The organism is Mycobacterium florentinum (assembly GCF_010730355.1).
GTDB classification, from domain to species: domain Bacteria; phylum Actinomycetota; class Actinomycetes; order Mycobacteriales; family Mycobacteriaceae; genus Mycobacterium; species Mycobacterium florentinum.
This window is the reverse complement of the sequence record NZ_AP022576.1, coordinates 5,416,844-5,430,954: the sequence shown is the minus strand read 5'-3', so window position 1 is coordinate 5,430,954 and position 14,111 is coordinate 5,416,844. Positions and strand designations below refer to the sequence as shown.

General features: G+C 65.9%; 13 protein-coding genes and 3 pseudogenes. 4 read left to right on the top strand and 12 right to left on the bottom strand.

Going from position 1 to position 14,111, the window contains the following annotated elements; genetic code table 11:
* Positions 1-258: 258 nt before the first annotated feature.
* Together G6N55_RS30255 and G6N55_RS25755 are read left to right on the top strand one after the other, a co-directional pair.
* A pseudogene (locus tag G6N55_RS30255) lies at positions 259-861 on the top strand (PPE family protein); the annotation flags it as partial.
* A 1,478-nt stretch (positions 862-2,339) separates the two neighbouring features.
* On the top strand, positions 2,340-2,972 hold the full coding sequence (locus G6N55_RS25755) for a hypothetical protein (RefSeq protein ID WP_139826708.1): 633 nt from the start codon (positions 2,340-2,342) through the stop codon (positions 2,970-2,972).
* On the opposite strand, the gene G6N55_RS25750 is transcribed toward G6N55_RS25755, so the two are convergent.
* A complete protein-coding gene (locus G6N55_RS25750) occupies positions 2,969-3,595 on the bottom strand; it encodes a TetR/AcrR family transcriptional regulator (protein WP_232078833.1) in 627 nt (208 codons plus the stop codon). The two genes, G6N55_RS25755 and G6N55_RS25750, sit on opposite strands and share 4 nt — an antisense overlap.
* Positions 3,596-3,636: 41 nt before the next feature.
* On the bottom strand, positions 3,637-4,383 hold the full coding sequence (locus tag G6N55_RS25745; protein WP_085220772.1) for a maleylpyruvate isomerase family mycothiol-dependent enzyme: 747 nt from the start codon (positions 4,381-4,383) through the stop codon (positions 3,637-3,639).
* Between the two features lie 122 nt (positions 4,384-4,505).
* Here G6N55_RS25745 and G6N55_RS25740 point away from each other — a divergent pair, with 122 nt between their 5' ends.
* Complete coding sequence (locus G6N55_RS25740; protein ID WP_232078832.1) at positions 4,506-5,195, top strand: cutinase family protein; 690 nt, start codon at positions 4,506-4,508, stop codon at positions 5,193-5,195.
* A 32-nt stretch (positions 5,196-5,227) separates the two neighbouring features.
* Here G6N55_RS25740 and G6N55_RS25735 read toward each other — a convergent pair.
* The 3 genes and pseudogenes from G6N55_RS25735 to G6N55_RS25725 form a co-directional block, all read right to left on the bottom strand.
* Positions 5,228-5,571, bottom strand: a pseudogene (locus G6N55_RS25735) (sigma factor-like helix-turn-helix DNA-binding protein); the annotation flags it as partial.
* Positions 5,561-5,806, bottom strand: a pseudogene (locus G6N55_RS25730) (YdeI/OmpD-associated family protein); the annotation flags it as partial. The pseudogenes G6N55_RS25735 and G6N55_RS25730, both read right to left, overlap by 11 nt.
* Before the next feature lie 31 nt (positions 5,807-5,837).
* A complete protein-coding gene (locus tag G6N55_RS25725) occupies positions 5,838-6,074 on the bottom strand; it encodes a hypothetical protein (protein ID WP_085220774.1) in 237 nt (78 codons plus the stop codon).
* Between the two features lie 138 nt (positions 6,075-6,212).
* Between G6N55_RS25725 and G6N55_RS25720 the strand changes: the two genes are divergently transcribed.
* The gene (locus G6N55_RS25720) at positions 6,213-6,983 is read left to right on the top strand and encodes an enoyl-CoA hydratase (RefSeq protein WP_085220775.1); all 771 of its coding nucleotides are present in this window, start codon (positions 6,213-6,215) and stop codon (positions 6,981-6,983) included.
* Between the two features lie 3 nt (positions 6,984-6,986).
* On the opposite strand, the gene G6N55_RS25715 is transcribed toward G6N55_RS25720, so the two are convergent.
* The 7 genes from G6N55_RS25715 to G6N55_RS25685 all read right to left on the bottom strand — a co-directional run bounded on the left by G6N55_RS25715 (position 6,987) and on the right by G6N55_RS25685 (position 14,107).
* Complete coding sequence (locus tag G6N55_RS25715; RefSeq protein WP_085220776.1) at positions 6,987-7,886, bottom strand: bile acid:sodium symporter family protein; 900 nt, start codon at positions 7,884-7,886, stop codon at positions 6,987-6,989.
* A gap of 182 nt (positions 7,887-8,068) precedes the next feature.
* Positions 8,069-8,488 (bottom strand): hypothetical protein, encoded by a 420-nt coding sequence (locus G6N55_RS25710; RefSeq protein ID WP_139826709.1) that lies wholly within the window; start codon positions 8,486-8,488, stop codon positions 8,069-8,071.
* 169 nt (positions 8,489-8,657) lie between these two features.
* Positions 8,658-9,491 (bottom strand): mycofactocin-coupled SDR family oxidoreductase, encoded by an 834-nt coding sequence (locus G6N55_RS25705; RefSeq protein ID WP_085220778.1) that lies wholly within the window; start codon positions 9,489-9,491, stop codon positions 8,658-8,660.
* Positions 9,492-9,629: 138 nt separating this feature from the next.
* A complete protein-coding gene (locus G6N55_RS25700; RefSeq protein WP_085220779.1) occupies positions 9,630-10,445 on the bottom strand; it encodes an HpcH/HpaI aldolase/citrate lyase family protein in 816 nt (271 codons plus the stop codon).
* A gap of 12 nt (positions 10,446-10,457) precedes the next feature.
* Complete coding sequence (locus tag G6N55_RS25695; protein ID WP_085220780.1) at positions 10,458-10,952, bottom strand: MaoC family dehydratase; 495 nt, start codon at positions 10,950-10,952, stop codon at positions 10,458-10,460.
* Entirely contained in the window at positions 10,949-12,115 is a 1,167-nt protein-coding gene (locus tag G6N55_RS25690) for an acyl-CoA dehydrogenase family protein (RefSeq protein ID WP_085220781.1), read from the bottom strand. Before G6N55_RS25690 ends, G6N55_RS25695 begins: the two co-directional genes overlap by 4 nt.
* 6 nt (positions 12,116-12,121) lie before the next feature.
* Positions 12,122-14,107 (bottom strand): acetyl/propionyl/methylcrotonyl-CoA carboxylase subunit alpha, encoded by a 1,986-nt coding sequence (locus G6N55_RS25685; RefSeq protein WP_085220782.1) that lies wholly within the window; start codon positions 14,105-14,107, stop codon positions 12,122-12,124.
* Positions 14,108-14,111 lie beyond the last annotated feature (4 nt).

The window sequence follows — 14,111 nt, the reverse complement described above, 5'->3', positions numbered from 1 at the left end:
TCCGGGTCGCGGCCGGCCTGCGCCGGAGTCGTGGAATCCTCACATCGCAATGCCTGAAGTCGCCTGGGACCGACGAGCGGCACGGTCCCGAAAGGCCCAGCGACCGCGTCTATTTCACATGTCCGCGGGGTGGTTCACCGCGGAATTCAATCGTTAAGCGAGCCGTCACTCGGGGTTTCTCTCAGACACGTCATGTCCCACCATTTGCGAGTACGCTCCTGCTGACAAATCAGCGCTTAACTCCCAAAGCGAAAAGACATGCCGGATTTTGCCCTTTTACCGCCCGAGGTCAACTCTGGGCTCATGTATGCCGGGCCGGGGGCGGGTCCCATGCTGGCCGCCGCGGCGGGATGGCACGCGCTGGCCGGCGAGCTGGAGTACACCGCGGTCGGCTACTCCTCGGTTATTGCGGGGCTGACCGGCCAGGTGTGGTTGGGCCCGGCTTCGATGGCGATGGCGGCCGCGGCGACACCCTATGCGGGGTGGCTGTCAGCGACCGGCGCTGTGGCCGTGCAGACCGGCGTTCAGGCCTACGCGGCGGCGGCGGCCTACGAGGCGGCGTTTGCGCTGACGGTGCCCCCGCCGGTGATCGCGACCAACCGGGCGCTGTTGCTGGCGTTGATCGCAACCAACTTTTTCGGGCAGAACACGGCGGCGATCGCGGCCACCGAAGCCCAGTACATGGAGATGTGGGTTCAAGACGCCACCGCGATGTACGGCTACGCCGCCGCGGCCGAAACCGCCAGCACCCTGGAATCATTCGACGAGCCGCCACAGACCACCAAGTCCGACGGGCAGCTCGACCAGGCCCGCGCGCAGGCCCAAAACGCCGGCAAGACCGCCACCCAGCGCACCCAATCCCTGATGCAGTCGCTGCAGCCACCCCCCGAGGAAAAGCCCACAACCACCATCGACCCCGGTTCCGCCTACACCGCCGGCCCCAACGGCGCATCGGTCAGCGTCAACCAAGGCGCCGTCACCGTCGGCCAGGGTGTCACCATCTTCTCCCCTTTCCAAGGCGACAACCCCATCACCGGTGGAGTCAACGGCGCCTACCTCAGCTACCCCGAGTTCCAAGAGCCCTTCTACCTCGCTCCCGGCCAAGTGCTCCCCCGCGGCTTCCCCACCGGCAACCTCACCGTCGTATCCGGCACTGTCAATGTCCCAGCGGGCTCCACGGTCACCTTCCCCTCCGGCAGCACCCTCACCGGCGGGATTGAGGGCGCCAACGTCACCGTCATCAACGGCTCCATCGCCCCGGCGGCGCCGGCAGTCACGCCGGCAACGACAGCGACGCCGACAGCGGCGGCGCCGGCGGCAACGGCTGGCACATCGACAACGTCATCGACGTCGACAACCTCGTCGGCTTCGACAACCTCGTCGACATCGACGTCCGGGACGACGACGTCGGGGACGACGTCCGGGACGACGGCGGCGCCCGCCGAGCAGGTTCCAGGAGTCCAGGCTCCGGCGGCTCAGCCGGCCTCGGTACCGCAGGCTGTACCGGGGTTGGCCCCGCCGCACGGCGTACCGGGATTGGCTGCGCCGCTCGCTGTTCCCGGGGTTGCCGTACCGGCCGTCGGGGCGCCGCCACCGGCGATCGTTGGCGATCCGTTGGTGGTGGCTGCCGGGGCGCCCCCGGCCGCGGGGGCTGCGCCGGATTTGGCGCTCGGGGGGCCGCTGAGCTGGCTCCCGTTGGTGCACACCGACCCGGTTGTACTCACTTCTTCGAGTGCGACGCTACTAGGTACCGGCGGTGGCGGCCTTACTGCATTTGCTTCCACCAAACCCTATTTTTATCGCGGCGAAACTGTTGTAACGAAAATACAGCATGAGGCATTAATGCGCGATTCATCGCTCCGCTTCGTGAAAAGCCTGGACATTGCACAGGGCGTGATTAATTCGGTACCGACATTAGAATTATCCGCGGGACTTAATGAAGTAATCGCGTCCAATCAAGCCGCCGGAATTCTCTTCGAACGGATAAAAGCAGGCGGGGCCCCGGCAACAGCCGATCAGGCGCTCGCACTCCTCTCGGACGCAACGGAACTTGACCAAATTGCGGCCGCCACGTTCCGGGCGGCACCTCGAATGGCTGAACTGCATGGCATCATGGCAGAAATGAAGTTCACAATGCCTCGCGATATCCTGCTAAAAGCCCAGTACGCCGCGATCGTCACACTTTTCGCGGCCCATGTTTCCGAGGCCGGCGCCAGTAACGGAAACCAAGCCTCAAGTGCGGCCGTCGCTGACTTTGTCGACGCGGTGCGTAGCAATTTCGGTTTGGACCCCATAGCGTAAGCCTAGGACTCTCGAGGGACAAGGATTCACATATGCACATGGATCAGGCTGTACTCACATCGCTTGCGACGTTGCTAGGTGCCGGTGTTGGCGGCGTAACGACATTCATGTCCTCGAAAGCTGCATTTCATCGAGGGGAAACCCTTGAAACCAAAAGGCAGCACGACGTATTACTGCGCGATGTATCGGTTCGCTTCGTGAAAACCTTGGATATAGTGCAGGGCGAGATTAGTTCGTCGAAGTTCAAAGAATTATCCGCGGAATTTGATGAACTGGTGTCGTCCAATCAAGACGTCAAGAACCTCGTCGAGCAGGAAAAAAGCGGCGCGGCCGTGGCGACAGCTTCCCCGGCGCTCGAGCTTCTCTCCCGCGCCGCGGAGCCGACTCCTCCCATGGTCGAGCAAATTGCAGCTGCCACGCTCCGCGCGGCACTCCGCGCGGCGCCTCAAATGGTTGAATTGAATAGCGTTATGTCGGAAATGAAGTTGATAATGCCTAACGACATCCTGCGAAAAGCTCAGTACGCCGCGGTCGTCACGCTTTTTGCGGCCCTCATTTCCGGGGCCGGCACACCGTCGAATAACTGGAACCAGGCCTCGAATGCGGCTGTCAGTGACTTTGTCGAGGCCGTACGAACCGATTTCGGTTTGGACCCAATTGCGTTGGCCTAACACGCCCGCAGGGAATCGACGAGTCGATTGATCACCGCGCCGGCGTCTTTGCGCGCTTGCCGCTGATCGTCGGCGCGGGCGATGAAGAGAGTTGCTTCTCGGAGTGCGCCCAGCATCGTCAACGCCGTCGCCTCCACCGGCTGCGGCGGTATGCGTCCGGACTCGATCGCGGCGGTGATCAGACTCCGCACCAGCCCGATGTTGTAGCGCTGCCCGATCTCGCTCCAGCGTTCCCACCCCAGCACCCCGGGCGCGTCCATCAGCACAATGCGTTGCACCTCGGGATCGGCGCAGGCATCCAGCCAGAAGGCCGAGCCCAGGCGCATGATTTCGACCGGGTCGGTCTCCCCCGCGGCGGCGATCGCCTCGCCCATTCGGTCGGCCATTTCGCCCTCGACCTTCTCGAATACCGCGGCGAACAGCTCCGTTTTGTCAGCGAAATGGTGGTACAGGGCACCGCGCGTCACCCCGGCGTCGTGCACGATCGTTTCCAGGGAAACCTCGGCGAAGCCCGGCGATGCGAACAAAGGGCGGGCGGCGGCAATCAGAGCGTCACGCGTGTCGGCGGCACGTTCGGCCTGCGTGCGGCGCTTTTCCTGCATCGAGCCCACGGCTTCATACATACCGCATGTCGCCGAGGAATCGGCGCCAACCGCGCCGCTCGTCAGAAGACTCTGAGCTTGCGGATCGTCTCCAGGGTCGACGGATCGCCTTCGGCTCGCACACCCAACTCCTCCCAGCTGCCCCGCTGCGTCACCCACCGCACGAACGCTAAGGAATCGCTGGAGATGTGGGCGGCGACGTCCGTCCCGCGACCGATGTTCAGCGTCCGCGCGCACAGTCCCTCGAGGCGGACCTCGACCGACTTTTCCACCGCCTCAAGGAGATTCGCGTTCTGCTGCGGCAACGACGCCTCGATCCAGTCGAGCGTCGGAGCCAGCCGTAGCTCGTCGGCGGGCGGGGGCTCGCCCTCCAACGGGCCGTCGGGGGCGAACAGATCGAACCGAAGATGGATGAACTCCTCGAACGCGAAGGCCGTCGGCACCACGGACGCGGGATAGGTACCGACATCGCCCAGCGGAACCTCGAAGTCCTGGTCCGCCACCGCGGCCAGCATCTCGAGACCCTTGCGGCTGACTTGCTCATAGTCGGCGACCACCTGTTCGGGAGTCATCGAACGGCGCGAGTCGACGTAGAGGTCCGCGGCCCGTTCGGCGGGCAATCCAGCGGGATCGGGCAGCTTGGCCGGGTCGACGGCGAGCCAGAAGCTGCACGCCAGGTGCGACACGAGATCCTGCACCGACCAGCCCGGGCACCCACTCTCCTTGGCCCACACCCCCTCAGGAAGTTGCGCGCACAGCGCCAAGACGGCCTTGCGGTCCTCTTCGATAGCCCTCAGCACATCATTCATTCGAACCTACCTCTATTTAGATACATACGGTATGTATGAAGATACAGACCGTATGTATCAGATGCAAGAGGTGCCACTGGCGTTGTCTTTCAGCGGTTGGGGCGATATGTCAGCATGGGGACGTGAACGCGCGCCAGTTCGCTTACCCGCTAGGTGCCGCGGTGCTGACTTTCGCAGCGCTCGTGAGTGCACCGACCCTGATCGCCCCCGCATCCGCCGCCCCGTGCCCCGACGTCGAGGTGACGTTCGCCCGCGCCACCGATGAACCACCCGGCGTCGGAGTGGTCGGCCAGCAATTCATCGACGCACTGCGCTCGCAGGTCGGCGGTCGGTCCCTTGGGGTGTATCCCGTGGACTACCCCGCCGGCGACGATTTCGCGCCGTCGGCATCCGCCGGGGGAAGCGACGTCCACGCTCACGTCCGGTCCATGGTTGCCACCTGTCCCAGCACCAAGCTGGTGCTTGGTGGATATTCGTTGGGCGCCATGGCGATAGACGAGGCCACCATCGCCCGGGCACCGATTGCCGGCCTGATCCCCGACATACTCACGGCCGACGAAGCCGGTCACGTCGCGGCGCTCGCGCTGTTCGGCAATCCGTCGGACAGATACCTAGGAGGGCCGGTCAGCGAGGTCAGCCCGTGGTACGGCGCCAAGGCCATCGACCTGTGCGCGGCCGGCGATCCCGTGTGCACGCCGGGCGGGGCCCTGGCGCTGCCCTCACATGACGAGCTGTTTTCTCCCGTGCACCTGTCTTACGCAGGATCCGGAATGCCCGGTCAGGCCGCGACTTTCGTGGCAAGCCATCTCTAAAGACGGCTAGTTGTACTGCCCAGGCAGTACAACTAGCCGGCCTGTTCGCTCTCGTCGGCGACGCGCAGCAATTCGTCGCGGGCCCGCGCCACACGGGAGCGGATGGTGCCGACGGGGCATCCGGCGACACCGGCCGCTTCGGCGTAGGAGAGGCCGACGACCTGAGTGGTATCAGGGCTTCGCGGCGTTCGGACGCCAGTCGGTCGAGCAGCATGCGCATTTCGACGATGTTTTCGATCCGGCTGCCGGAGCTCAGTCGTGCCGTTGCGTCCTCGAGGTCAGCCGCGTGGGCGGTGCGGAGCCTGCTCGAGTTGTAGCGGATCTGATCGACAACCACGCGGCGGGCGATCGACAACAGCCAGGTGGCCGGTGCGCTCCCGATGCTTGCAGCCCGGCCAGCAACAGGGCCGGCGCTGGCCTTCTTCCAGTTCCTCCTGAGTCCGGCGAATGCGGCGCTGGCGGGTGGCCTCTTGCTTGGCGTCCTCGACCCAGCAGATGAATTCGTTGCGCGCCAGGGGCGTGATGTCCTTCCACGCCGCGAGTGCGGTGGAGTTCGTCGTCAGCGCCTCGCGCAGATCCGCGGGCAGCGTGTGCACCACCCCACCGGGCACTTGGTCGCTCACCCGGCCAGACTAGCGACGATCACGACCCCGGGGTGCTCTGCCACACCAGGCCGTGGTTTCCGTTCATCATCCGGTCGCACTGCATCATGTGTCCGTCGGCGTCGCGCATCGTGGCGTACCGCAGCGAGCACGGCTGGTCCTGCTGCGGCGGGTTGGCCGCCGCGACACCGAGGCCGAGCGCGGTCAAGCCCACCGTTATCGCCGAGAAGATCGCCCAGCGGATCGCCTGCGATGTGGTGCTGATCGTGGTGCGCATGGATGCCCCTTCGTCGTGATGCCTTTCACTGGTGTTTTCAGCATCAGCAGCGGGGCTTGCGGCATCCTCTACGGATTCTTGAAGCCGCTGCTCCAAGTACCCTTTAGCTCGCCCAACGATCGACTGCGGAGGTGCCCGATGGCCGAGTCCGATTCCATCCTGTTCAGCGTGGACAATCGCGTCGCGCTGATCACCGTCAACGACCCCGATCGGCGCAACGCGCTGACGAGCGAGAGCTCGGCTCGGTTGCGCGCCGCGGTCGAGCGGGCCGAGGCCGACCCGGGTGTGCACGCCGTCGTGGTCACCGGGGCGGGCAAAGCGTTTTGCGCCGGCGCCGACCTCAGTGCGCTGGCCGCCGCGGGTGCCGGAGCCGCGGAATCGGGTCTACAGCAGGTCTACGACGGCTTCATGGCAGTCGGCAGTTGCACGCTGCCGACCATTGCGGCGGTCAACGGCGCGGCGGTCGGTGCGGGCCTGAACCTGGCCCTGGCCGCCGACGTGCGCATCGCCGGGCCCGGTGCGCTGTTCGATCCCCGTTTCCAGAAGCTGGGGCTGCACCCCGGCGGCGGTGCGACCTGGATGCTGCAGCGGGCCGTGGGGCCACAAGTCGCTCGCGCCGCGCTGCTGTTCGGCTTGCGATTGGACGCCGAAGCCGCCGTGCGGCACGGGCTGGTGCTCAGCGTCGCCGACGATCCCGTCGCCGCGGCATTGGAACTGGCCGCCGGACCCGCGTCCGCTCCGCGCGAGGTGGTGCTGGCCACCAAGGCCACCATGCGTGCCACGGCGAGCCCCGGGTCACTCGATACCGAGCACCACCGCTTAGCGATGCGCACCGAGCTTGGACCGCAGGTGACCTCGATCCGGTCAGCGGAGTTCGCCGAACGTCTGGCCGCGGCCCGGCGCAAGTAAGGCTTACGCCGCGGGTTCGCTCGCGACGGCCTCGGGCTGGGCCTTGACCCGGAACGCGGGGTCCAGCAGGCGAACCGCGCCGATGAACGTCAGGGCCATCAGCGGCGAGAGAGCGCCGTAAATCGCTACCGGAGTTGCCATTTCGACACTGTTGAGCAGTTGCGGGCTGAGCGCCACACCGAGGGCCACCACGGTGTTGTGCAGACCGATCTCCAGGCTGATGGCAATCCCCTGCGGCGGACCCAGGCGCATCAACCGGGGCGCCAGATAACCGACGGTCAGGCTGACCGCGCAGAAGGAGACGACCGCCCCGCTCACCACGCCGAAGTTGTTCAGCAGCGTGGTCTCGCCTTGGGCGATCGCCCCGCCGATCGCGACGACCAGCAGCAGTACCGCGACGATCTTGACGGGCGTTTTCAATCGCCGGGCCAGCTCGGGGAAACGGTTGCGTATCGCGATGCCGATCGCCGTAGGGATGAGCACCAGGGCGAACACCATGACGAACTTGTCCAGCTGGAGCGGGATGAAGCGTCCCTCGCCGAGGAACCAGGTCATCGATGCGGCCAGGATCGCCGGCAGGGCCACGACCGACAGGGCGGCGTTGATCGCCGCCAGCGTCAGGTTGAGCGCCAGGTCCCCGTTGAACAGATGACTGACGATGTTCGCCATCGTCCCGCCCGGTGTGGCGGCCATCAGCATCAGCCCGACCGCCAGATGCGGCTCGAGGTGGAAGGCCTCGGCGATCAGCAGACACAGGCTCGGCAAAAGCAAGGCCTGGCACAGCAGCGCCACCGCCAGCGGTCGCCGCAGCGTGGCGGCCCGCTTGAAGTCATCCACGGTGAGCGTCAGCCCGAGGGCGAGCATGACCACCGCAATGACGTACGGAAAGTACTGGCTGCCCATAGCGCTCCACGGTGTCGTCGGCCGGCCGCCGTCGGTTGAGCGGCGCGATTAGTTAGCTTGCCTTATACAGCAGTTATCTGCTCGGCGTCCAACCAGCCGGCCGAGAGCACGCAACCGTTGTGATAGCTCAAAACCCCTGAAATCCCAAGGGCTTCAGGGGTTTTGAGAGTGAGAATGTGTCGCTAAGCCGACTTGATCGCAATCTGGTCGACCTGCGTGTATCCCGGCGGGTTGCCGCAGGCTCCCAAGATGTAGGTGTGCGCGGACGTGCCGGTAAGGCTGTTGGGATCCCACACCGTGTGAGTGGTCGTGCCATAGAGGGTGTAGGAGCCGTCCGGGCAACTGACGTTGCTCATCGTGTCCAAGACCCATTGACCATCGACCAAGCGGGCCTGGCTAGCGCCCAACCCGGCCCTGATCCAGAGGCATCCGTCACCGCAAGAGTTGACGGCCCAGGTGTTGTCGATGGTTTTGCCACTCGGCGTTGTGACGGTCTCGGTGTAGCTGCCGTTCATCGTCGGTGTAGCCCACGCTGTGCCGGCTGTTCCGACAGCTAAACCGGCGCAAACGACGGTTGCGGCGAAGCCCCGGGCGATGGTCATGATTTGGTTCCTTCCGTGGAGCTAGTCAGTGCAGCGAGCAACTGTTCTGGTGGATCAAAGATTACGACAGATTTGCGGCCTGGGCGTTCGCGAATGTTTCCGCTTTTTTGCGATCTCGTTAAGACGCGAAACACCGGGTACGCAATCCCGCAACTGGTGGTGGGGGCCGCTATTTGACGGTGTAACCCGCGTCGACGGGAAGTGAGATTCCGGTGACATATCGGCCGGACTGCCCGCACAGATAAACCATTGCCTCGGTCACGTCGGAGGCTTCAATCATCGGGACCGGCAACAGGTTTTCCAATGCACTGGCGCCCTCCGGAAATTCGGCCATGCGTTGCGCGACCGACTCGTTCTCGAGCATCGGCGTGGCGACCCCGCAGGGATGCACGGCATTGACGCGAATGTTTTTCTCCGCCAGCGTGGTCGCGAAATACCGCATCAGACCCACCACGCCGTGTTTGGCGGCGTGGTAGCCGGCGAACCCGTGGTTGCGCACGCTGAACGTCGGGCACAGGCTGTTCAGGCCGGCCGATGAGCTGGTGATGACGATGGCGCCGCCCTCGCCCTGTTCCACCAGGGCGGGCACCGCCGCTTCGACGGTGTAATAGACGCCATTGAGCAGGACGTCGACCGCGTCGGCAAATGACTTCATCTCATAACCCTGGTCGCCAAAGGCGGGCAGTATCCCGGCATTGGCGAGCACAAAGTCAACCCGGCCCAATTCGGCGACGCCCGTCGCGACGGCGGCCTTGAGCCGGTCGAAGTCCCGGACGTCACCCCGTTCGGCGACGATGCGCCGACCCGTCTTCTCGACCAGGTTGACGGTCTCGTCGAGGTCCTCGGGCGTGGCCGTCGGGTAGGCGACGCTGTCGATCTGCTCACACAGATCGAACGCGATGATGTCGGCGCCCTCTTCGGCGAACCGAACCGCGTGCGAACGACCCTGCCCACGCGCGGCGCCGGTTATAAACGCCACCTTGCCGTCAAACTGCATTGCCATGATTCCTCCGACTGCTCGACGGATGGCAACAACCGTGAACCCGAGTATCCGCTCCTGACCAGGCCCAGAGGCGACAATTGACGTTTTCAGAACACGTAGGCTCGCCGAATTTACGACGCCGCGAGCAGGGCCGAACTCCTAGCCGGAATCTCCGGCCCGGCGCACCAGCGCGGCAGCGTGCTTGAGCACCGGCGAGTCGACCATCTGCCCTTCGAAGGCGAACACTCCGCGCTCGTTCTGCGCCGCCGCCAGTACCCGGCGCGCCCAGTCCAGCTTCTCCTCGGTGGGCCGAAATGCCTTGCGCACCACCGGGACCTGGGTCGGGTGAATGCAGACGGTGCCGGCGAAGCCCACGGCGACGGCGTCCTCGGCCTCGGCGCGCAAGCCGTCCAGGTCGCCGATGTCCAGATGCACCGCATCGAGGGCGACCCGGCCGAAGGCGTTCGCCGTGAGCAACGCCGTGGACCGCACGTGCCGGGCGACATCCCGGTAGGTGCCGTCGGCTTTGCGGCTGGAGCTGCCACCGAGCGTGGCGACCAGATCCTCGGCGCCCCACATCAGCGCCACCGTGCCCTGCGCCGCGGCGATTTCCGTCGCGAACACCACGCCACGCGGTGTTTCCAGTAGCGCGATCACGTCGCGCGGCGCCAGTGCCGTCACCTGTGCCGCCGATTCGGTCTTGGACAACATCACCGTCGAATAGGCGGTACCCGCCAAGGCTTCGAGGTCAAGAGGGTATTCCGTGGTGTCGGCCGCGTTGATCCGCACCACGGTGCGCTCCGGGTCCAGCGGGTTCTCCTGCAGCGCCTTGCGGGCGGCGGGCTTGTCCGCCTCCGCCACGCCGTCCTCGAGGTCAAGGATCACCACGTCGGCCGCGGCGGCGGCCTTCGCGAATCGCTCGGGCCTATCGGCCGGGCAGAACAGCCACCCGGGCCCGGCGGCGGCTAGGTTCATCGGGGCTCCTCGTCAGCTGGTTTCGGAGGCTGGTCGCTTCTGCACCAGGGTGGTGCGGACCGCACGCGCAACGATCTCACCATCTTGATTTCGCCCGGTGTGCTCCAGGGTGACGATGCCTTCGCCGGGTCGGCTCTTCGACTCGCGCTTGCCGGTGCAAACGGTCTCCGCGTACAACGTGTCGCCGTGAAAAACCGGCTTCGGAAAGGACACCTCGGAGAAGCCGAGATTGGCCACGATGGTGCCCAGGGTCAGCTGGCTGACCGAGAGCCCGACCAGCGTCGAGAGGGTGAACATCGAATTCACCAGCCGCTCCCCGCGGAAGCCGGGCTGTTCGGCGGCCCACGCGGCGTCGAGGTGCAGCGACTGGGTGTTCATGGTCAGCGTGGTGAACAACACGTTGTCGGCCTCGGTGACGGTCCGGCCCGGCCGATGCAGGTACGTCGTGCCGATCTCGAATTCCTCGAACCACAAGCCGCGCTGGACAACCGACTTGCTTTCGGTCATGACAGGCCCAGCGAACGCGCGATGAGCATGAGTTGCACCTCGGTGGTGCCCTCACCGATCTCGAGGATCTTGCTGTCGCGGTAGTGACGCGCCACCGGATACTCGTTCATGAAGCCGTATCCGCCGTGGATCTGAGTGGCGTCGCGGGCGTTGTCCATGGCCGCCTCCGACGAGATCATCTTGGCGATGGCCGCCTCCTTCTTGAATGGCTTACCCGCCAACATCTTTGCGGCTGCATCGTAGTACGCGGTGCGCGCGACGTGCGCGCGCGCCTCCATGCGTGCGATCTTGAAGCTGATCGCCTGGTAAGAGCCGATCGGCTGGCCGAACGACTCGCGCTCCTTGGAGTACTTGACGCTCTCGTCGACACAGCCCTGTGCCACACCGGTGGCCAGTGCGGCGATCGCGATGCGGCCCTCGTCGAGGATCGACAGAAAGTTCGCGTACCCCTTGCCGCGGATGCCCAGCAGGTTCTCCTCCGGAACACGGGCGTCGGCGAACGTCAACGGGTGGGTGTCCGACGCGTTCCAGCCGACCTTGTTGTAAACCGGTTCGACGGTGAAACCCGGTGTGCCATTGGGCACGACGATTGTCGAGATCTGCTTCTTGCCGTCTCCGATGGTCCCGGTGACCGCGGTGATGGTGACCAGTGAGGTGATGTCGGTACCCGAGTTCGTGATGAACTGCTTGGACCCGTTGATCACCCACTCGCCGTTGTCGAGTTTGGCCGTGGTGCGGGTACCTCCGGCGTCCGAACCCGCGCCGGGCTCGGTGAGCCCGAAGCCGGCCAGCGCCCGGCCGGCCACCAGGTCGGGCAGCCACGTTTGCTTCTGTTCCTCGCTGCCGAACCGGTAGATCGGCATGGCACCGAGACCCACCCCGGCCTCCAGCGTGATCGCCACCGACTGGTCGACCTTGCCGAGTTCCTCGAGGGCCAGTGACAACGCGAAGTAGTCACCACCCATGCCGCCGTACTCCTCGGGGAACGGCAGCCCGAACAGTCCCATCTCGCCCATCTTGGCGACGACTTCGTAGGGAAAGCTGTGCTCCTCATCGTGTCTGGCCGAAACGGGAGCGACCACGCTGCGCGCAAAATCGGCGACGGTGGCGCGAAGGTCTTCGTATTCCTTGGGTAGCGTCCCCGCGGAGATCGTTGTCGTCATGATCCTCTAATCCTTTTTCTCTTCGGAGTCTGGGACCAGGCGGGCCAGCACCTGGTCAACCGTCACCTGATCGCCGACCGACACCAGTAGCTCGACACGTCCCGAAACCGGTGCGGCCAACGAGTGTTCCATCTTCATCGCCTCTACGACCACGACCACGTCGCCCTCGGACACCTCGGCGCCGGCGTCGACCTGCACGGCGATCACACTGCCGGGCATCGGACTGAGCACCTCGGCCTGCCTGGTGTCGCTCCCGCGATGGATCTTGGTTTCCTCGGCCTCGCGCAGATGCCAGGTGCCCCGCTCGTCGGCGATCCACAGATGGCGGTCGGCCTCGGCCCACCGGTACTCGCGGCGCAGCCCGGCCAGCGTCGCACTCATCCGTCGTCGCTCGACTTCCACGCTCGCCGAGAGGTTTTCGCCGTCGCCGACCCGTACCGTGGCGGCCGCCGGCAGGCCGGACACCGAGACGGTCTCGGTGCGCAGCGGCGTGCGCATCGCGGTGCGTACCGGCGCCGCGTCAGCGCCGACGCGCCAGCCCGACGGTTGCGCCCACACGTTGCCTCGCGCGCGACGGGCCAACACCCACTGGACGTACAGCCCGCCCGCCGCGAGCACGTCGTCGGGCGCCGGCAGCGGCGCGAAGTCAGGCAGCCGCTCCTCGAGCAGCGCGGTGTCCAGGTCGCCCGCGCGCACTCGTTCGTCGGCGAGCAGGAAGCGCAGGAATTCGATGTTGGTCTGCACGCCGAGAATCGTCGTCTGCGCCAGCGCCCGGACGAGTTCGGCGAGCGCCTCGTCGCGATCGGCTCCGTGCGCGATCACCTTGCTCAACATCGGGTCGTAGTCGCTGCCCACCACCGTGCCCGCCAGCAGCGACGAGTCAACTCGCACACCGGGACCCGAGGGTTCGAAGACATCGAGCACCCGCCCGCCGGTCGGCAGGAAGCCCCGCCCCGGATCCTCCGCGTACACCCGGGCCTCAATCGCGTGCCCGCGCAACTCGATGTCGTCCTGGGCGAACGTGAGCTTCTCACCGGCGCCCACGCGCAGCTGCCACTCGACGAGGTCCAGCCCGGTGATCGCCTCGGTGACGGGGTGCTCCACCTGTAGCCGGGTGTTCATCTCCATGAAGAAGAACTCGTCGGGTCGCTCGGCGGAGACGATGAACTCCACCGTGCCGGCCCCGACGTAGTCGACGCTGCGGGCGGTGTTGCAGGCCGCGGTCCCGATCCGCGCGCGGGTCTGCGGGTCCAGCAACGGCGAGGGCGCCTCCTCGATGACCTTCTGGTGACGCCGCTGCAGGCTGCATTCACGCTCGCCGAGATGCACCACGTTGCCGTGGCCGTCGGCAAGGACCTGTACCTCGATATGCCTGGGCCGCAACACGAATCGCTCCAGGAACAGAGTGTCGTCGCCGAACGAGGACGCCGCCTCCCGGCGCGCACCGACCAGCGCCTCGGGCAGCCGGGCCGGATCTTCCACCAGCCGCATGCCCTTGCCGCCGCCGCCGGCCGACGGCTTGATCAACACCGGGTAGCCGACGTCGGCGGCCGCGGCGACGAGCTCGTCGTCCGTCAATCCCGATTTCGCCACACCGGGAACCACCGGCACATCGAAGGCGGCGACCGCGTTCTTGGCGGTGATCTTGTCGCCCATCACCTCGATCGCGCGGGCCGGCGGGCCGAGGAACACCACCCCGGCGCGCTCGCATGCGGCAGCGAAATGGGCGTTCTCCGAAAGGAACCCGTAACCCGGGTGAATCGCCTGAGTGCCGGTGCGCGCGGCGGCATCGAGCACCTTCTCGATATCGAGGTAGCTTTCGCGGGCGGGTGCCGCGCCCAGCCGTACCGCCGCGTCGGCTTCCCGCACGTGTCGCGCGTCGGCGTCGGGATCGCTGTAGACGGCCACCGACCGGATACCCAGCCGGCGCAAGGTTCGGATCACTCGCACGGCGATCTCGCCGCGGTTGGCCACTAAGACGGTGTCGAACACTGCA